Raw genomic sequence first — 19,047 nt, 5'->3', positions numbered from 1 at the left:
TCTCACAGCGGCATTGACCTGCGTGGCTTCACCGCGTCGAGATCAACTTGTCACGCCCGTGACACGATCCGGCTCGACAGTGGGTCATCGTCGCCCACCCCTCAAGGAGCGTCATGGCCCCCACCCCACCGACCGACGCCGAGCTGGACGTCCTCATCCGCGCCCGGCTCGCGTCGCTCGGCATCGATCTCGACCAGCTCCCGCCCGGCACCACCGCCGACCCGCAGACCGGCTCCCCCGGCCGGGACTCCGTCCTGGCCTCGCTGCGCTCCTTCGTCCGCAGCACGGTGGGCACGCTCGCCGCCTACCAGCTGCCCGCCCCTGCCGGCACCGACCCGGCCGTGGCGAAGGCGTTGTCCCAGCAGCCCGCGCCGATGCTCTACCCCTCGATCAGCACGGAATGGCGGAAGTGATGAGCACAGCACCTGCCGACCGCGGCGTCGACCGTCGCGCCTTCCTCGCCCGGACCGCCGCGCTGGCCACCGCCTCGGCCGTCGGCGGCGTCGTCGGGCTGCCCGCCGTGGCCTCGGCGGCCGGCAGCACCCGAACATCGGCCGTTCCGGTTGGTCGCTACAATCCCGCGCTGGCCGTGCCGAACGCCTACGTCAAGCCGCGTCCGGAGGCGGTGGCCGACCCGACCGAGCTGACCGTCGCCGAGGCGGCCTGGCTGATCCGGGCAGGCAAGCTCACCCCCGAGAAGCTGGTCGAGGCGTACCTGGCCCGGATCTCCACGTACGAGCCGACCTACCAGGCGTTCAACCTGGTGCTCGCCGACCAGGCGGTCAAGGCGGCCCGGGCGATGGCGAAGAAGCCACACCGGGGCGCGTTGCACGGCATCCCGCTGGCCATCAAGGACAACTACTACACCGCCGGGGTGCCGACCACCGCCAGCTCGTACCTGTTCGCCGACTTCCGGCCACCGTACGACGCCACGGCGGTGACCCGGCTGGTCACCGGCGGCGGGGCGATCGTGCTGGGCAAGACCCAGATGGGCCCGCTGGCCACCACCCGGGCCACCACCCCCGCCGGGGTGGTCACCACGGTCAACGCCTGGACCCCCGCCGACCCGCGCACCGACCCGGGCGGGTCGTCCACCGGCACCGCCACCGCCGTGGCGGCACGGCTCGCCGCGTCCGGCACCGGCACCCAGACCGGTGGCTCGATCACCGCGCCGTCCAACGCGCAGAACCTCACCGGGCTCAAGCCGACGATGGGCCGGGTGTCGCTGCACGGGATCATCCCGCTCAGCTACACCCGCGACCACCCCGGCCCACTGGCCCGCGACGCCAAGGACGCGGCCATCATGCTCACCGCGATGGCCGGCGAGGACCCGGCCGACCCGCGCAGCCAGGGTCTGCCCGAGGTGCCGAAGCTGATCGACGCGGCCACCCCGACCTACCAGGGCGGCAAGCTCAAGCTGCGGTGGAAGACCCGGATCGGGGTGTTGCCCGGCTTCACCGCCGGCACCTCGGAGACCGCGCTGGCCCGGCAGGCGTACCTGGCGAAGCTCGCCGCGATCACCGGCGCGACGGTGGTCGACGTGCCGCTGCCCGACGAGTGGGACCTGCTCACCGGCAGCGCTTTCAACAACGTACGGCTGCCGGAGCGCACCGAGCCCTTCATGCCCTACCTGCGTACCGACCTGCGTGGCTTCGGGGTGTCGGTGACCGGCTGGTTGCAGGGCGCGCTGCTGGGCAGCGGTGAGTTCATCACCGGCCAGCGGGCCAAGCTGCTGTTGATGGAACGGGTGCTCGACCAGCTCTTCGCCGGCTGCGACGTGGTGGTGCAGACCGGCCCGGTGCCGTTCGACATCCTCGGCCTGCCCGAGATCGGCTTCCCGATCGGGTTCACCGGCGCGGGCCTGCCGATCGGCACCATCCTCGGCGGCCTGCCGTACGGCGAGGACCGGCTGTTGTCGGTGGTCGCCGCCTACCAGGCGGTCACCGACTGGCACCTGCGGCGACCGGCCAACCCACCGGCCGCACCGTCGGTGGTGGGGCGCAGCGCGGCCCCCGCCGGCCTGCGGCTCTCCGCCGACGAGGTAGCCCAGCTCAGCCAGTGACCGTCAGGTCGTCCGCCCGCCGGCTCACCGGCGGGCGGACGGCACCCGGCGGCGGACCACAGCCGGCGGGCGGACGTGCCGCCACCAGCGCATCCCGCCCGGCCGGATCGCCGGCAGCGGCACCCGGCGGGCCAGGTCGACCGATGGCGACCGATCTCAGCCGATCGTGGTCAGCTTCGGCAGCACCTCGTCGGCGACCCGCCGGGTGAACTCCACCGGGTGCCGGTCCGGGGTGACCTGCACCTCGGTCACCCCGAGCGCGGCATACGCGGCCACCTCGGCAAGGAATCCGTCCACGTCGGCCAGCGGCGGTCGCATCACGATCACCGTCTTGTCGATGGCGTCGTAGTCGCGGCCCTCGGCGGCGCAGTGCCCGCGCAGCACGTCGAGCTTGTGCGCCACCTCGGCGGGGCTGCTGCCGAACAGGTTGCAGGCGTCGGCGTACCTGGCCACCAGCAGCAGGGTCTTCTTCTCGCCGCTGCCGCCGATCATGATGGGCGGGTGGGGCCGTCGCAGCGGCTGCGGCGAGTTGAGCGTCTCGGCCAGCCGGTAGTGCCGACCCTCGAACGGCCCGTTGTCGTCGCTCCACATCTGCTTGCAGATCCGCAGCGTCTCCTCCAGCCGTTCGAACCGCTCGGCCACCGGCACCACCGGCACCCCGAGGCCGTGCTGCTCGCGCTCGTACCAGGACGCGCCGATGCCGAGCCGGGCCCGGCCGCCGGAGAGCACGTCCAGGGTGGTCACGATCTTGGCGAGCAGCCCCGGGTAGCGGTACATCACGCCGGTGACCAGCACACCGAGCGTCATCCGCGAGGTCCGCGCCGCGACGAAACCCAGCGTCGTGTACGCCTCCAGCATCGGCTCCTCGGCCGGGGCCATCGCCTCCATCTGGAAGTAGTGGTCCATCACGGTGAACGACGCGACCCCTGCCTCTTCCGCGATCGTCGCGGTCTCGATCAGGGTCGGTGCGATCGCCGCCGGATCGGCCGGGGTCGAGTAGTTCCAGTAGTGCAGTCCGAGTCTCATGCCTCGCCCACCTCCGCACCGATCCTAGTGGCGTACGGGGCCGTCCGCCCCGGCTGCCGTCGGCGACGCGTCACCGTCCAGCACCGCGTGGGTCAGGGCGGCCAACCCCGCCTCCCAGCGCTCGTCGGGCCAGTCCCGCAGGTGTTCCACCAGGTCGCTGCGGACGGCCGCCAACAGAGCGTGGGCCAGGTAGTCCGCCGACTCGGGGCCGCGCGCCTCGGTGACCAGAGCAACCAGCAGGACGTGCCACTGCTCGTACGACCCGGTGGTCAGCGCCGCCCGCAACTGGTCGCCGCGCTGCGCGTACAGGGCCCGGAGCAGCCCCATCCGGTCGCCGAAGCGGCGGAACAGCGTGCCCTTGCCCACTCCGGCGGCGGCGGCGATGTCGTCCATCGAGACCTGGTCGGGGTCGGTCGCGGCATCGAACAACCGACCTGCGGCGGCCAGTACGGCCGCCTGATTTCGTGCCGCGTCGGCGGCTTCGTCGATCCGGCCGACATCGCCGAGGTGGCGGTCCGCGCCCTCACCGACCCGACGTCACACGACACCGAGCACCTCGTCACCGGCCCCGAACGCCTGAGCTACGCCGACGTCGCCGCCGTCCTCACCGACACCGGCGGCCGACCGGTCCGGCACCGGGCCGTCAGCGCGGCAGAACTCACGGCGTACCACGAGGTCAACGGCCTGCCGCCCGACTTCGCCCGGTTCCTCGCGAGCCTGGACACGGCGATCGCGGCCGGCGCGGAGGACCGGACCACAAGCACCGTCGCGGACGTGACCGGCCGCCCACCCCGGTCGTTCCGGGACTTCTGCCGGGACCGGCTGCCCGGCGGCCCCCACCCCACCCCCGACCGCACCACCTCACCGACCTGACGGGTCCACAGTGTCCGGGCGTCCCACGGCGCGTCTGGCGCGGTTCCCCGCCCCGGGGAACGGGCCGGTCAGGGCGTCAGGAAACCCTCGGCCCGCAGCCACGCCTCACACGCGTCGGTCCAGGTCGCCGTGTGCGGGTCGTGGGCGATGAAGGGGTGGCTCCGGCCCCCGTACGCGACGCCGTCGGCCAGCCCGATGCCGTGGCCGCCGCGCGGGTAGATGTGCAGTTCGACAGGTACCCCGGCGGCCACGAGCACCCGGGCCCACTCCAGGGCGTTGGGGACCCCCGGCGGGTCCTGGGCGGCCGCCCACACGAACGTCGGGCACACCGTCGAGTCCACCTGCCTGGCCGGTGACAGCTCGTCCTTGATCGGGATCAGCTCGCCCAGCAGCCCCTCGACCGCCGGCGGGGGAAGCAGATCCAGGTCGGCCAGGGCGTACGCCAGGATCGCGAAGTCCGGGCGCGGCGGGTCGACGACGCCGGTCTCGATCGACAGCACCGTGCCGGTCATCAGCAGCCCGGCCAACTGCCCGCCGGCGCTGGAGCCGATGACGCCGACCGGACCGGTGTCGAGCCCGTGGGCGCCGTGTCTGGCATAGGCCAGCGCGGCTCGGGCGTCCTGCAACGGTGCGGGGAACCGGTCGGGCAACAGCCGGTATTCGAGGACGAAGGCGTGCAGCCCGATGCCGGCCAGCCAGCGGGCATAGCCCTCACCCTCGTGCGGGGGAAGCTCCCGGAAGCGGCCGCCGGGGAGGACCAGTACGGCCGGCCGGGGGCCTGTGAAACGGTCGTCGGCCGGATAGACCGTGATCCGCTCGGAGATTGTTGCCTGGGCTGGCGAGATGGCAGTGCCACCTTTCGCTACCACGCCTCCATGCCTGACGATCCGTCCGCCACCGGCACGCGACGCTCCGGCAATGCTAACCGGTGGCACCGACGGCGCGCGGGCGGGCGACCCGGTCGTAGCCCGCCCCGCGCCCGGGTCGGTCAGCCGCGCCGCCACTTCTGGTTGGCCCCGCCGGTGCACTCCCAGATGACCAGCCGGGCACCGTCCGCGCTGTTCGCGCCCTGCACGTCGACACACTTGTTGGCCTGCGGATTGACCAGGTCACCGGCCCCGCTGAGGACGAACTGCTGGGCCGGGTTGCCGCTGCACCTGGCCAGTTGGACGACCGCCCCGTTGGCGGTCGAGCCCCAGGCCACGTCCATGCACAGCCCGAGCGCCCGGACCGTGCCGTCGCCGGCGAAGGTCCAGCGTTGGGCGTCGGTGCCGTTGCAGGTCCACAGTTGCAGGTACTGACCGTCGACGCCGTTGGAGTTGGGCACGTCGATGCACTTGCCGGCGTACCCGACGAGCTGGCCGGCCCCGCCACCGCCGGTGGTGGTCAGCGACAGCCCGTACGCGCCGAGGATCTCGTTGACCGGCTGGTAGACCGTGGTGCCACCGGAGTTGCAGTCGCCACCCGCGCCGGAGGTGACGCCCTGCGCCTGGTTGCCGGAGACGAACGCGCCGCCGGAGTCGCCGGGCTGGGCGCACGCGCTGCTCGCCACCAGGCCGTACACCAGGGAACCGGAGTAGTTGACCGTGACGTCCCGGGCGGTGATCGTGCCGCACCGCCAGCCGGTGGTCCGGCCGGACCGGCAGACCGAACTGCCGACGGCCGCCTCCGCCGAACCGGCCACCGAGGTCGTGCCGCCGTTGTAGGTGTTCACCGTGGGCGTGGCCACCCACGAGGAGTTGGTCTGCACCCAGGCGTAGTCGTTACCCGGGAAGGACGAGCCCCGGAAGGTGCCCTGCGCGACGCCGCTGCCGCTCGTGGTGCTGCCCGCCCCGCCGCAGTGCCCGGCGGTGACGAAGCCACCGGCGACGGCGAAGCCGACCGAGCAGAGCACGTTGTTGTTGATGACGTACTGGTCGCCGCCCCGGATGTCGTAGACCGGGCGGTACGGCTGCGCGACAGCGACCGGACGGGCCGCGTCGGCGGTGCCGGTGGCCTGGGCGAACGCCCGGGCCGGGGCGGTGCCGGCGGCCTGGATCACCACACTGTTGCTCGCCTGGTCCACATACCACGAGTGCACGGCCGGGCCGGCCAGGCCGGCCGCCCGGTCGAGGGTGGTCCTGGCCCGGTCCAGTTCGGCCAGGCTCCGCCGGACCAGTTGCGGGTGGGCGCCGGCACGGCGGACCCGGGCGGCGTCGGCGGCCGTGGTCACCCCGACCACCAGGGTGCTCCCGTCCGCCGCGATCCAGGACCCGCCGTACGCGGTGCCCAGCTCGGCCTGGAGCCGACGCACGGTCGACGGTGCACCGGCCTCGACGACCGTGCGGAGGCGGAGCTGCTCGTCGGTCAGCCCGAGGTCCCGACGCAGCGCAGCCCGCTGCCCGGCGGGGAGTCCGGCGGACGGGTCGACAGCGGCCGGTACGACCGGGGCGGGTGGTGCGCCGATCGGCGCGGCCCCGGCCGGCGCGGCGGCCAGCGTGCCGACAAGCGTCGCGGCCCCGAGAACGGCACCCAGGTGACGGATCATTCTGCACCCTCCAAGGGTTTCGACAGATGTGAGAGCGCTCTCAGGCAACAATCTCTACCAATTGATGCGCATCTGTCAATGCGCCAGCGCCCGGCCGGGCCACCGGTCGACCGCGCGGTCACGAACCCCCTTCGCATTTCCCTTGATCGGCACTAGGCTCTCCGCAGTCCGGAGTGGACGACCACGGAGGTGCCCATGAAGAAGATGACCATCCGTCGTACGCGCGCACTGCGTCTGGTGTCCGGCGCCCGCCGGCTCTGGATCGAGTGGTGCTGGTAACTACCGGCCCGGCGGGCGCCCCCGGGCGCCCGCCCTCCGGAGCCCCGGCCCAGCCATGAGCGGCGAGCCACCGCCGTACGACTGCCACCGCGACCACGGGCCGTACGCCGGAGTGGCCGACCTCCTCGGCCGGATCGCCGCCGACCGCCCCCGGTTGGCCGCCCGGCACCGGGTCGAGTTGCGGGCCATCGCGCCCCGGCTCGACGCGGGCAGGCGCACCGCCGCCGAGGAGCAGCCGATCCGGTTCCATCCCGCCCGGCGCACCGCCGCCCTGGCCTACGGCGCGACCGAGTTCGTGGCGGCCTGGGCGGGCACCCTCCGACGCCCGGTCACGCTCCGGTTCGCGCACGTCGGTGCCGCCGACGAGACCACCCGGGAGCTGCTGGGCTCGCTGGCCGGCCGGCTCGGGGCGTACCCGGTGCGGCTGGAGCTGCGCGACGACGGCCCGGCCCGGCCGGCGGTCGACCCGACCCCGGCGGCCCTGCGCACCGCCCTCGGTGAGAGCCTGGCCGGCGGCTTCTACCACCATGCTGCCCGCACCGCCCGGCACGGACGCACCCTGGTCACCCCGGCCGACGACCTGCCGCACTGGTGGGCGTTCACCACCGGCCTGGCCACCGCCCTGGCGGCGCTGGACCAGGCCACCGAGGCGCTCGACCTCTATCACGAGGCGCGGGCCAGCACCGACGACCCCAAGATCACCATGTCGGCCGCGTACGCCACCGCCATGCTGTACGCCCGGCACCTGCCCGCCGCCGCGCAGGACCCGGCGCGGGCCAGGCACTGGCTGGAGCAGGCGCTCCGGCTCGCCCGCACGGTGGCCGACCACCGGCAGCGGGTGCTGTCGACAGTCTTCTACGAGCAGGGCCTGGCCCTACTGGACAGCCGGGCGGGCGAGCCGGAGCGGGCGCTCCGGCTGATCGACGACGGTCTGGCCCGGCTGACGGCGGTGCTCGCCCCCGGTGAACGTCCCCAGGACCTGGCCCGGCTGCGCCACAACCGGGCCCAGCTCTATCTGGCGTTGGGCGATCCGCAGCGGGCCCTGACCGAGCTCGACACCGTGATCGGCCACGACCCCGACAACTGCGAGTACTACGTGGACAGGGCCGCCCTGCACCGGGCGGCCGGGCGGCACCGGGCCGCGATCCGGGACCACGGTGCCGCGATCCGCCTCGGGCCGCACCTGCCGGAGGCCTACTTCAACCGGGCGGTGCTGCACCAGGAGCGGGGCCGCACCGGGCGGGCCCGCGACGACCTGGAACGGGTGCTCGGCATCGATCCAGGGCACCTCGACGCCCGGATCGCCCTGGTCAACCTGCACCTCGGCCGGGGTGCGCTCGACGTCGCCGAGGCGGGGGCGCGGGCCGGGCTGGCATTGACCCCGGACGAGCCCGTCCTGCTGTGCACCCTCGGGCTGATCCGCTCGGAGCGCGGTGGTCCGGCCGAGGCCGAGGAGCTGTTCAGCCGGGCGTTGGCCGGCGATCCGGAACTGGTCGAGGCGTGGACGAACCGGGCCGCCGTCCGGTTCGACCGGGGCGAGGTGGCCGCCGCCGTGGCCGACCTGGACCGGGCGGTCGCGCTGTCGGCGGCGCCGGTGCCCCGCTACAACCGGGGCACCGCGCTGGTCCGGCTCGGCCGCTGGGACGAGGCCGCCCGGGATTTCACCGACGCGCTCGACGCGCCCGACCTGGACCGGTCACTGCGTCGCGACCTGCGCACCGCACTCGCCCGCTGCCGCCGTCGCACCTCCTGACCGGCCGCACGTGGCCCGGGTGGGCAACGACGTCGGGGGGGGGGGGGGGGGGGGGGGGGGCCGCCCCCCCCCCCCCCACCCCGATGGCCGACCGGTCAGCTGCGCAGGCTCCACTGCTGGTTGGTGCCGCCGTTGCAGGCCCAGAGGATCAACTTGGTGCCGTTGGCCGTACCGGCGGCGTTCGCGTCCAGGCAGAGCCCGGACTGCGCGCCGGTGATCGTGCCGTTGGCGTTGACGTTCCACTGTTGGTTGGTGCCGCCGTTGCAGTCCCAGATCACCACCTTGGTGCCGTTGCTGGTGCCCTGCCCGGAGGCGTCCAGGCACTTGTTGCCATAGACCATCAACTGCCGGCTGGCGGTCTGGGTCCACCGCTGGTTGGTCGCGCCGGTGCAGTCCCAGAGCTGGGCCTGGGTGCCGTTGGTGGTGCTGGAGCCGGTGACCTCGGCACAGCGGCCGGACTGGACCCCGACGAGCTGCACGCCCTGCGCCGGCGGGTTGGTGGTGCCCTGCACCCCGGCGTTGGCGATGACGGTCTGCGCGCCCGAGGGCCAGTTGTTGTTGCTGACCACGGTGTTGTTGTTGACGACGTTGCCCCGGTCACCGTTGGTCACGTTGGTGCTGTTGTTTGTCGACCAGTTGTTGGTGACGGTGAAGTTGCCCATGTTCTCGGCGTACCAGTAGTTGGCGGTGGCCCAGGTGCCGGTGGAGGAGAACACGTTGTTGCGGGCGGTGTAGTAGCGGGAGCCCTCGTCGAAGTAGAGCCCGAACCAGCCGTTGGTGCGCAGGCAGTAGTTCTCGTTGATGGTCCCGCCAGGGTTGGCCGACAGCGTGTAGATGCAGCCGCCGTCGGTCATCTGCTGCATCACGTCGTGCACGTAGTTGCCGATGACCTGGTTGTTGGCCGCGGTGGTCGCCGTCGAGTAGCGCGGCTGGTAGTTGTACAGCCCGCGGTTGGCGTAGTGGTTGCTGCCGCCCGCGTCGTTGGCACCCCAGCCGTAGCCGACCGACAGCCCGGTGTACGGCATGTTGTAGACCTCGTTGTGCGACACCAGCGAGGTGTTGACGTAGGTGGTCAGGATCGAGACCACGCCCCGGTACTCCAGGCCCAGGTCGTGCACCCGGTTGTTGCTGATGGTGATGTTCCGGTTGACCATCCGCTGGTCACTCGGGTGGTGGGCGTCGGCGCGGACACCGCCGACCACGACACCGCCTGCCGAGTTGCGGGCGATCTCGGAACGGGTGACGGTGATGTTGCTGGCTCCCAGGCCGACCCCGCTGGCGTGCGCGTTGGCGTCGTTGCCGATGCCGATGGCGGTCTGCCCCAGGTTGACGAACTGCGAGTCGCTGAAGGTGATGGTGTTGGCGGCGGAGACCTGCACGGCGGCCGGCATCTGGGCCCAGCTCGGCCGGGTGGCCTCGAACAGCGGGCAACCCTCCTGGCAGGAGGTCAGCGCGTCGGCCGGACGGGCCCAGGTGCCGACGATGTGCGCGCCGGTCTGCTGGTCGGCGAAGCCGTTGCTGCTGCTCGGGCCGAGCCAGCTGGTGCCGGTGAAGGTGATCCCGCTGAACGCGATGTGGTGCGCCGGGGCGTCGTAGCTGCCGCCGACGTTCACCAGCGACTGCAACTGCGGCAGCTCCACGCTGACGCTGCTCATGTTCTGCCCGGCCAGCGGGATGTAGTTGAGCTGCCCGCTGCCCGGGTTCAGGTACCACTCCCCCGGGCTGTCCAGGAACTCGTACGCGTTGGCCAGGTAGAACGCCCCGGCCCGGTGCGGCTTGGACAGGGTGTCGAAGCCGAAGGTGTTGTTGTTCCAGGCCGGCTGCTGCATGGTCAGGAAGTTGCCGCTGATGCTCTGCACCGGCGAGTACCTGTCGGTGAACGAGCCGACGCTCTCCACCTCGACCCGGTTCTGGTTGCCCAGGTTGTTGAGGTAGCTCAACGCGCCGTTGCTGAACCGCATGCCGCTGGTGGTGAAGGTGAAGTCGGCCCGGTTGACGGCGGTCCGCGCCCGGGTGGCGACCGCGCCGTTGACGTAGAGCTGCCGGCTGTCGATCCCGGCGGGCACGTTGGCCCGCCAGATGTTCTTTCCGGAGTCGACCAGCGACCAGCCGGTGACCGCCCGGGCCCCGCTGATCACCGGGCGCGCGGACGCGGCGGCCCGCCACGTCACGGTGTAGCCGTTGGTGCCGGAGTCGGCGGCGGTGAGCCGGAACGGCGCGCCGAGCCGGTAGACGCCGTCGGCCAGCTCGACGACGATGTCGCCGGACATCGAGGTGTTGAGGGAGCGGACCGCGTTCTGCGCCTCGGTCAGCGCGCACGGCTGGCTGGCGGAGCAGGCGGTGCCGCTGCCGGAGGGGGACGCGTAGAGCGTGGTGGTGGCGGCGAGGGCGGGGTTGGCCGAGGCGACCACGGCGACCGCGGCGGCGACCGCCGAGGCGGCCAGGCCGGCCAGCGCCTGCCTACGCCCGCTGGGGGATGTCGGGACGGACACGGGTGGGACTCCTATCGTGGTGGGGGGTGGTGGAACCCGGCCGTGGTGGAATCATGCCGCGACCGGGGTGAGCAGACCGGCTGCCCGCAGGGTCGGCCACAGCGCCGCCGGGACGTCGGCGTTCGCGCGGGCCAGGGTCTGCGCCACCTGCGCGTCGCTGCGCAGGCCGACGACCGTCGAGACGACTGCGGGATGTGACCGGACGAAGGCGAGCGCCGCCTGGGGCAGGGTGACGCCGTACGACTGGCAGACGTCGGCGATCCGCCGGGCCCGCTCGATCAGCTCCGGCGGCGCCTGCTGGTAGTTGTAGGTCGCGTCGGCCGGTGGCCGGTCCCGGGACAGCAGGCCGGAGTTGTAGACCCCGGCGATCACCACGCCGACGCCCCGCTCCTCGGCGGCGGGCAGCAGGTCGGCCAGCGCACCCTGTTCCAGCAGGGTGTACCGGCCGGCGCACATCACCACGTCGACGTCGGTCTCCCGGACGAACCGGGTCAGCAGGTGGGACTGGTTCATGCCGGCGCCGATCGCACCCACCACGCCCTGGTCGCGCAGCTCCACCAGGGCGGGCACCGCCTCGGTGGCGGCCTGCTCCCAGTGGTCGTCGGGGTCGTGCAGGTAGACCACGTCCACCCGGTCCAGGCCGGTGCGTTCCAGGCTGGACTCCAGCGAGCGGAGTACCCCGTCACGGGAGAAGTCCCAGGCCCGCCGGTGGTCCGCGGCCACGTCGAAGCCCTCCGGGTCGCGCCGGTGACCGTCCTGCGGCGACGGTACGAGCAGCCGACCCACCTTCGTCGACACCACGTACTCGTCGCGGGGCCGGGTACGCAGGGCCGCGCCGATCCGCCGCTCGGACAGCCCGAGCCCGTAGTGCGGCGCGGTGTCGTAGTAGCGCAGGCCGCCCTCCCACGCGGTGTCGATCGCGGCGGCGAACTCCTCGTCGGTGGTGGCCCGGTAGAGGTTGCCGCCCTGCGCCCCGCCGAACCCCAGCTCGGTGAGGCGTACCGCCGGTCGACGTGGCAACGCGTGTGCTCTCACGACGCCTCCAGCCGGTACGCCCGCCGGGCGGTGTGCCGCCAGATCGCCGCCCGCTCGTCGGGGCCGAGCGGGTCCAACAAGCCCGCCAGGGTGTCGACCCAGCGGTCGTAGGAGCTGGCGAGCAGGCACACCGGCCAGTCGGAGCCGAACATCAACCGGTCCGGACCGAACGCGTCGAGCGCGTGGTCGACGGCCGGTCGGAGGTCGTCAGGGGTCCAGGATGACCGCTGCACCTCGGTGACCAGCCCGGACAGCTTCGCCGTGGTGTTGGTCGAGGCGGCGAGGGCGTGCAGGTCGCGGGCCCAGCCGGCGAGGTCCGGCCCGCCCAGCGCGGGCTTGCCGAGGTGGTCCAGGACGAACCGCACCTCGGGCAGGTCGCGCGCCACCCGGCCGGCCGCACCGAGCTGGTGCTGCCGGACCAGCAGATCGAAGGCGAGCCCGGCGGCGCCCACCGCCGCGATCCCCCGCCGCACGTCGGCCCGGTCGAGGAACGTCGGGTCGGGCTCGTCCTGGACGGAGTACCGGATGCCGACCAGCAGGTCGCCGCCCCGGGCGGCCCGCAGCCGGGCCAACCGGTCGACGACGTCGTCGGCGGTGACGTCCAGCCACCCGACGACCCCCCGCACCAGGGTGTCGTCGGCGGCGGTGCCGAGCAGGTCCACCGTCTCCGCCTCGGTGGAGTTGGCCTGCACCACCACCGACCCGGCGACCCCGGCGGCGCGGGCCACCCGGGCGAGGTCGGCCGGGGTGAAGTCGGCGTCGATCGCCGCCATGGTGGCCGGGTCGATCCAGGGTTGCGGGTGCCGGGACCGGACCCAGAGGTGGTGGTGGGCGTCGACGATGTCGGAGCGTCCGGACGGCGCGGTCATCGGCCCAACCACCCGCCGTCGACGGGCAGCACGATGCCGTTGACGTAGTCCGACGCCGGTGCGGCCAGGAACACCGTCGCGCCGGCCAGGTCGTCGGCGTCTCCCCACCGGCCGGTCGGGATCCGGGCGAGGATGGCCCGGTCGCGCTCCGGGTCGTCGCGCAGCGCCCGGGTGTTGTCGGTGGCGATGTAGCCCGGGGCGATGGCGTTGACGTTGACCCCGTGTGCCGCCCACTCGTTGGCCAGCGCCTTGGTGAGCCCGGTGAGGCCGGACTTCGAGGCGGCGTAGCCGGGAACGGTGATGCCGCCCTGGAAGCTGAGCAGCGACGCGGTGAAGATGATCTTCCCGCGTCCCCGCTCCACCATTCCCCGGCCGATCTCCCGGCTCAGCACGAACTGGCTGGTCAGGTTCACCTCGATGACGTGGTCCCACATCTCGTCGGGGTGCTCCGCCGCCGGGGCGCGGGCGATGGTGCCGCCGTTGTTGACCAGGATGTCGACCGGGCCGAGGTCGTGCAGGTCCCCGACGAGTCGGCGTACCGCGGCGCGGTCGGCCAGGTCGGCGCGCAGGGCGGTGAAGCGGCGGCCCGCCGCGCGTACCCGTTGCTCCACCTCGCTGCCGGTGGCCTCCAGCTGGGCCGACACGCCGACGATGTCGGCGCCGGCGACGGCCAGCGCCTCGGCCATGGCCAGCCCGATGCCCCGGCGGGCACCGGTCACCACTGCGGTCCGGCCGGACAGGTCGAACAGGCCGCTCATCGGTCCGCCTCCCGCAGGTCGAGCAGCACCTTCATCACGCCGCCGCCCTCCAGGGCGGTGAAGGCGGACGCCGCCTCGTCCACCGGCACCACCCGGGAGATGAGCTGCCGGGCCGGGATCGCCCCGGAGGCGACCAGCCGGACCGCCTCCACCATGTCCTCGCGCTGGTAGAGCCGGGCGCCGAGCAGTTCCAGTTCGCGCCAGAAGACCCGGTGCAGGTTCACCGGTCGGGGCTGCGGATGGATCGCCACCATGACCAGCCGGCCCCGGGTGGTCAGCACGTCGACGGCGGTGCCGACACCGGCGGCGGAGCCGGAGACCTCGAAGGCCACGTCAGCCCCCGCACCGTCGGTGCGCTCGTTCACCAAGGCCACCACGTCGGTGTCCTTCGGGTCCACGGCGTCGATGCCGACAGCGGTGGCCACCGACCGGCGGAACGGGTCCGGCTCGACCAGCAGGACCCGCGCGCCACGCTGCCGGGCGACGGTGGCGATGAGCACGCCGACCGGCCCGCCACCGACCACGACGACCTGGTCGGCGTCGGTCACCCGGCCCCGACGTACGTCGTGCACGGCGACCGCGACCGGTTCCACCAGGGCGGCCTCGTCGAGGGGCAGCTCGGCGGGGAGCGGCACCACCAGGTCGGCCGGGACCGTCCAGGAGGACTGCATGGCACCCGGGGAGTCCACGCCGAGGAAGTTCATCGCGTGGCAGATGTGCGAGTCGCCGCGCCGGCAGGCGGCGCACCGGCCGCAGAAGCGGGTGGGCATCACGGTGACCGGCTGACCCACGGCGTGGTCGGTGACGCCCGCGCCGACCTCGGCGACCCGCCCGGACATCTCGTGCCCGATCACCGCCGACGCGCCCACCCGGGCGTCCATGTCGCCGTGGTAGACGTGCAGGTCGGTGCCGCAGATCCCGGTGTAGGCCACCGCGATCCGCAGCTGGCCGGGCCCGGGCGGCTCCGGAGCGCGCCGCTCGACCTCCAGGTGCCGCGCGCTTCGGTAGACCACTGCCTTCATGCGTACTCCCTCGGGGGTCGGAGTCAGTGCCGGACGGCGTTCGGAAGTCCGTCGTGGTGGTGCGCGGAGGCACCGGGCAGCGGGGCGACGTACCGTCCCGGCCCGGCGGGCGCCTGGTCGGGCACCGCCAGCAACCGGCGGCCGGCACGTTCCGGCCGTACGTTGGGGCCCTCGGGGGTCGGCACGTCCGTGCGACGCGGATAGCTCCGGATCTCCTCCTCGGCGAGCGTGACACCCAGCCCCGGTGCGTCGCCGAGGACGAACGCGCCGTCCTCGACGTGCAGGTCCCGGGTGAGCCCGACCGGTGGCTGGAGGTCCTGTAGCTCGCTGACCAGGTGGTTCGGCACCGACGTGGCGGCGTGCAGCAGCCCGACCGGGCTGTTGCCGATCGGGCTGACCGGCAGGTCGTAGGCGTGCGCCAGGGCGGCCACCCGCAGGAAGTGGGTCACCCCCCACACCGCGGCCATCTGTACGACGTCGACCGCCGCCGAGGCGATCAGTGGCCGGTACTGTTCGAGGCCGGTGAGGTTCTCCCCGGTGGCGACCGAGGCCCGGATTCCGCGCCCGACCACGGCCAGGCCCTCGGCGTCCCACCGGCGGACGGGTTCCTCGATCCAGACGAGGTCCAGGGTGCGTTCCAGCTCGCAGACGTGCCGGACGGCCTGCTTGCGGGTCCAGGCCTCGTTCACGTCGAGCATCAGGCCGGGCCGCTGTCCCCGCCCGGCCTCGGTCAACACGTCCCGGACCAGGTGCAGCCGGTGCCGGTCCCGCTCGATGTCGAGGCCGCCCTTGAGCTTCGCGGCCCGCAGCCCGTGCCGGGCGTAGACCGCGTAGGCCGCGGCGAGTTCGTCGTCGTCCAGGCCGATGTCCAGGCCGGACGCGTACGCGGGCACCCGCCGGTCGCGTCCGCCGAGCAGCCGCCAGAGCGGCTGACCCGCCGCCTGGGCCTTGATGTCCCACAGCGCGGTGTCCAGCGCCCCGATGGTGCCGAACACCGATCCGGCGTGGCCCGCCTTGAAGGTCTGCCGCAGCATCCGGTCGTAGAGGGTGGTCACGGCGCGGGGGTCCTCGCCGTCGATCGCCGCGAAGATCCGTTCGACGTCCGCGTGCGGGCCGAGGCCGACCCCGGTGATGCCCTCGTCGGTCTCGACCACGATGATCGGCACCGTGGTCACCCCGTCGGTGAAGACGCCGTTGGCGTCGCCGACGGGACGCCCCCACTCCTGGACGGTGGTCAGGGTCCGGTATCCGGTGATCCGCATGTCAGCCCTTCGTGGCACCGGCGGCGACACCGTCGGCGATCTGGCGCTGGAGGAAGAGGTAGATCACCAGCACGGGTATCGCGGCGATCAGCACCCCCGAGGCGAAGGTGGGGATGTCGTCGGAGTACTGCCCCCGTAGCGAGGTCACCCCGACCATCAGGGTGCGATGGTCGGCCGAGGGCATCAGCAGCAACGAGATCAGCACGTCGTTCCAGCAGAACAGGGCGTTGAGGATGCCGACCGACAGCAGCGCCGGGGTGCCCAGCGGCAGCATGATCCGTCGGTAGACGCCGTAGACGTCGTTGCCGTCGATCCGGGCGGCGTCGATGATCTCGGTCGGGATGGTCTTGTAGTAGCTGGTCATCAGGAAGATCGTGAACGGCAGGAACTGCGCCACGTAGGCGAGGACGAGCCCGGGGTAGGTGTCGACCAGGCCGGTGTCCCCCATGATCCGGGCCAGCGGCACCATGATCACCTGGAACGGGACGAAGAGCGCCGCGAGGCAGCACAGGAAGAGCACCGACGAGCCCCGGAAGCGCAACTGGCTCAGCGCGAAGCCGGCCATCGACCCGAACAGCAGCAGCAGGACGACCGAGACCGCCACCACGACCGTCGAGTTGACCAGGTACCGGGCCATCCCCACGCTGTTCCACGCGGTGGCGATGTTCTCCCAGTGCAGGGCGTCCGCCAGCGAGAACCGGTCGAGAATGTAGTCACGCCTGGTCTTCATCGCCACGTTGACGGTGAAGACCAGCGGGTAGACGGTCGCCAGGGCCAGCACGGCCATCGGGACGGCGACCAGCCACCGGCCCCACCGGACGTGGGACATCACGCCTCCCTCACCGCCCGCCGGAGCAGGCTGATCTGCAACAGCCCCACCACGAGCATGATGAGGAAGAGCACCGTCGAGGCGGCCGAGGCGAGCGCGGGACGGTTCAGCTGTCCCTGCTGGAACCAGATGTAGTACTCCGGCAGGTAGGTCGAGCCTTCCGGGCCGCCGCTGGTCATCACGTAGAGCAGGCCGAACATGGAGGTCAGCATCCCGATCATCGTGGTGACGAAGACGAACTGGATGGTCCGGGAGAGACTGGGGACGATCACGTGCCGGATGGTCTGGGGCAGCGACGCGCCGTCCACCCGGGCGGCGTCCAGCAACGAGGCGTCCAGGGTGGCGAAACCGGCGAGGAACACCACGAGCGCCATCCCGAAGGTCGCCCAGATGTGCACCCCGACCACCACGAACATCGCCACGTCCGGGTCGCCGAGCCAGTCCACCGGGCCGAGGCCGACGCCACCGAGCAGGGCGTTGAACGGGCCGTCGAAGGCCAGCAGCAGATTGAAGATCGCGCCGACGATGACCGGGGACAACACGGCGGGAAAGAAGTAGACGCTGCGGTACAGCCGGTGCCCGGGTACCCGCAGGTAGATAAAGGTGGCGAGCAGTCCGGGAATGGCCACCGCCACCGGCAGCAGCAGCACGAGCAGGCCGACGTTACGCAGCGCGCCCCGGAACAGCGGATCCCGGAACAGCTCCAGGTAGTTGTCGAAGCCGACCATCAGCCCGTCGCGGTCGCCGTCGCCGGTGAAGGAGAAGTTGACCCCCAGCAGCAGCGGCCAGAATCGCAGCAGCAGCAGGATCAGCAGGGCCGGGGCCAGCAGCACGTAGGGGGCGAGGCGCTCAGCGCGCCGGCCACCGCGCGGGGCGGCCCGATCACGGGGTACGCGTTGCCGTGGTGGTGTCCCGTCGGTCCGTCCGGCCGGGGCCGGGCGGACCGACGGCATCGCCTCGTCGACCGGCACCGGTCAGCCGGCCTGATCGGAGGCGGCCAACTGCTTCACCGCCTCGTCGACGGAGACCGAACCGCTCAGCAGTTGCTGGGAGAGTCGGCCCATCAGGTCCAGGGTCTTCGAGGAGAGCGCCACGTGCAGGGCGGGCTTGCCGGTCTTGAGGTCGGCGACGATGGTGGTCACCGCCGGCCCGCCCTGCGACACGTCGATGGTGGTGTCGGCGGCGATCGCGCCGGCATCGGCGTAGAAGGACTTCAGCGCGTCGGTCGAGGTCAGCGAACGCACCAGGTCGGCGGCGACCTTGGGGTCCTTGGTCCACTTGGCGACCCCGTAGCCGATGCCGCCGTCGAAGGGCAGGTTCGGGACGGCGCCGGGTACGACGACCGGGGCGCGCATCACGCCCAGCTTCTCGGCCGTCACGAACTCGCTGAAGTCCTTCCAGTGGCCCACGTCCGACATCAGCCCGATGACGTGGGCGGCCTTCGCGGACTGGAAGATCGCGAAGGAGTCGTTGAACATCGCCGTCGAGTTCGCCCCGTCGCTGTTCAGCTTGGCGTCCTGGGTCTCCTTCCAGAGCGCGAAGATCCGCTTGACGTGCGGCGAGGTCCAGTCCCGCTTGCCGGCGATCCAGTCGTCCTGCTCCTGCGGGGTGAACACCCCGGTCCCGAAGGCGGAGAGGAAGAACTGGATGCCGAAGCCCTCCTTGTTGCCGAGGGCGAGGCACTTCGCGCCGGTCTGCTTGGTGAGGGTCGCGCAGTTGGCGACGAACTGCGGCCAGGTGGTGGCCGGGTTGGCGGGGTCGAGGCCGGCCTTCTCGTAGAGCGTCCGGTTGTAGTAGATCGGGTGGCCCTGGAGGGTCACCGGGCCGGCGTAGGTCTTGCCGTCCTTGGTGAACGCCTCCCAGCCGGTGAGCCGCTGCCGGTCCTCGGCCAGGTAGTCGTCCAGCGGCAGCAGCGCGTCGGCCCGGTCCCGGATCTGGCCGCCGCCGTTGAACAGCATCACGTCGGGTCCCTTGCCGGCCTGGATCGCCGTGCCGAGCAGGGTGTAGTACTGCTCGAAGGGCTGGGCGACGAACTCGACGGTGACGTCGGGGTGCTTCCTGGCGAAGTCGGCCTTCGCCTTCTGCAGGTAGGCGGCGGCGGTCGGCTCACCGGACTTCCAGTCCCAGACCACCAGTTTTCCCTCGGAACCACCCGGCGAGGAGCGGGATCCGCCGGCGCTCCCGCAGCCGGCCAGCGCCAGCGTCGCCACGAGCACGGCCGACCACACTGTTCGCTGCTTCATCGCTGCCATCCTTCGGC

General features: G+C 72.5%; 17 protein-coding genes. 4 read left to right on the top strand and 13 right to left on the bottom strand.

The genetic code is table 11. From position 1 onward, the window contains the following. Nucleotides 1–113: 113 nt before the first annotated feature. Both AC0AIB_RS11330 and AC0AIB_RS11325 read left to right on the top strand, forming a co-directional pair. Entirely contained in the window at nt 114–413 is a 300-nt protein-coding gene (locus AC0AIB_RS11330) for a hypothetical protein (RefSeq protein WP_465096559.1), read from the top strand. Next, nucleotides 413–2,062: an amidase gene (locus AC0AIB_RS11325; RefSeq protein ID WP_328347880.1), complete on the top strand. Its 1,650-nt coding sequence runs from the start codon at nt 413–415 to the stop codon at nt 2,060–2,062. Before AC0AIB_RS11330 ends, AC0AIB_RS11325 begins: the two co-directional genes overlap by 1 nt. A gap of 156 nt (nt 2,063–2,218) precedes the next feature. On the opposite strand, the gene AC0AIB_RS11320 is transcribed toward AC0AIB_RS11325, so the two are convergent. Together AC0AIB_RS11320 and AC0AIB_RS11315 are read right to left on the bottom strand one after the other, a co-directional pair. Next, complete coding sequence (locus AC0AIB_RS11320; protein WP_465096558.1) at nt 2,219–3,088, bottom strand: LLM class F420-dependent oxidoreductase; 870 nt, start codon at nt 3,086–3,088, stop codon at nt 2,219–2,221. Nucleotides 3,089–3,112: 24 nt separating this feature from the next. After that, nucleotides 3,113–3,535: a TetR/AcrR family transcriptional regulator gene (locus tag AC0AIB_RS11315; RefSeq protein WP_465096570.1), complete on the bottom strand. Its 423-nt coding sequence runs from the start codon at nt 3,533–3,535 to the stop codon at nt 3,113–3,115. Nucleotides 3,536–3,595: 60 nt separating this feature from the next. On the opposite strand from AC0AIB_RS11315, the gene AC0AIB_RS11310 reads away from it, so the two are divergent. Next, nucleotides 3,596–3,961 (top strand): Rossmann-fold NAD(P)-binding domain-containing protein, encoded by a 366-nt coding sequence (locus AC0AIB_RS11310; protein WP_328347884.1) that lies wholly within the window; start codon nt 3,596–3,598, stop codon nt 3,959–3,961. Between the two features lie 68 nt (nt 3,962–4,029). Here AC0AIB_RS11310 and AC0AIB_RS11305 read toward each other — a convergent pair whose 3' ends face one another. Together AC0AIB_RS11305 and AC0AIB_RS11300 are read right to left on the bottom strand one after the other, a co-directional pair. After that, entirely contained in the window at nt 4,030–4,830 is an 801-nt protein-coding gene (locus AC0AIB_RS11305) for an alpha/beta hydrolase (RefSeq protein WP_328347886.1), read from the bottom strand. A gap of 119 nt (nt 4,831–4,949) precedes the next feature. Further along, nucleotides 4,950–6,488 carry a ricin-type beta-trefoil lectin domain protein gene (locus AC0AIB_RS11300; protein ID WP_328347888.1) on the bottom strand — a complete coding sequence of 513 codons (1,539 nt, stop codon included), beginning with the start codon at nt 6,486–6,488 and terminating at the stop codon, nt 4,950–4,952. A gap of 334 nt (nt 6,489–6,822) precedes the next feature. Here AC0AIB_RS11300 and AC0AIB_RS11295 point away from each other — a divergent pair, with 334 nt between their 5' ends. Beyond that, the gene (locus AC0AIB_RS11295) at nt 6,823–8,520 is read left to right on the top strand and encodes a tetratricopeptide repeat protein (protein ID WP_465096557.1); all 1,698 of its coding nucleotides are present in this window, start codon (nt 6,823–6,825) and stop codon (nt 8,518–8,520) included. Between the two features lie 95 nt (nt 8,521–8,615). On the opposite strand, the gene AC0AIB_RS11290 is transcribed toward AC0AIB_RS11295, so the two are convergent. The 9 genes from AC0AIB_RS11290 to AC0AIB_RS11250 are packed head-to-tail and all read right to left on the bottom strand — an operon-like array spanning nt 8,616 to nt 19,030. Further along, nucleotides 8,616–11,012: an RICIN domain-containing protein gene (locus AC0AIB_RS11290; RefSeq protein ID WP_328347892.1), complete on the bottom strand. Its 2,397-nt coding sequence runs from the start codon at nt 11,010–11,012 to the stop codon at nt 8,616–8,618. A gap of 51 nt (nt 11,013–11,063) precedes the next feature. Further along, complete coding sequence (locus AC0AIB_RS11285; RefSeq protein WP_328347894.1) at nt 11,064–12,047, bottom strand: aldo/keto reductase; 984 nt, start codon at nt 12,045–12,047, stop codon at nt 11,064–11,066. Next, nucleotides 12,044–12,916 (bottom strand): amidohydrolase family protein, encoded by an 873-nt coding sequence (locus AC0AIB_RS11280; protein WP_465096556.1) that lies wholly within the window; start codon nt 12,914–12,916, stop codon nt 12,044–12,046. Before AC0AIB_RS11280 ends, AC0AIB_RS11285 begins: the two co-directional genes overlap by 4 nt. Next, nucleotides 12,913–13,674: an SDR family NAD(P)-dependent oxidoreductase gene (locus AC0AIB_RS11275; protein WP_328347898.1), complete on the bottom strand. Its 762-nt coding sequence runs from the start codon at nt 13,672–13,674 to the stop codon at nt 12,913–12,915. The genes AC0AIB_RS11280 and AC0AIB_RS11275 overlap by 4 nt, the downstream gene beginning before the upstream one ends. Continuing rightward, complete coding sequence (locus AC0AIB_RS11270; protein ID WP_328347900.1) at nt 13,671–14,696, bottom strand: zinc-dependent alcohol dehydrogenase; 1,026 nt, start codon at nt 14,694–14,696, stop codon at nt 13,671–13,673. The genes AC0AIB_RS11275 and AC0AIB_RS11270 overlap by 4 nt, the downstream gene beginning before the upstream one ends. A gap of 23 nt (nt 14,697–14,719) precedes the next feature. After that, complete coding sequence (locus AC0AIB_RS11265) at nt 14,720–15,958, bottom strand: mandelate racemase/muconate lactonizing enzyme family protein (RefSeq protein ID WP_465096555.1); 1,239 nt, start codon at nt 15,956–15,958, stop codon at nt 14,720–14,722. A gap of 1 nt (nt 15,959) precedes the next feature. Then, entirely contained in the window at nt 15,960–16,787 is an 828-nt protein-coding gene (locus AC0AIB_RS11260; RefSeq protein ID WP_328347904.1) for a carbohydrate ABC transporter permease, read from the bottom strand. Beyond that, nucleotides 16,787–17,758, bottom strand: coding sequence for a carbohydrate ABC transporter permease (locus tag AC0AIB_RS11255; protein ID WP_328347906.1), 972 nt, complete (start codon nt 17,756–17,758; stop codon nt 16,787–16,789). Before AC0AIB_RS11255 ends, AC0AIB_RS11260 begins: the two co-directional genes overlap by 1 nt. 3 nt (nt 17,759–17,761) lie before the next feature. Next, the gene (locus AC0AIB_RS11250; RefSeq protein WP_328347908.1) at nt 17,762–19,030 is read right to left on the bottom strand and encodes an ABC transporter substrate-binding protein; all 1,269 of its coding nucleotides are present in this window, start codon (nt 19,028–19,030) and stop codon (nt 17,762–17,764) included. Nucleotides 19,031–19,047: the final 17 nt, after the last annotated feature.

Source organism: Micromonospora sp. DSM 43699 (assembly GCF_055517075.1).
This window is presented reverse-complemented; position numbering and strand designations above follow the sequence as displayed.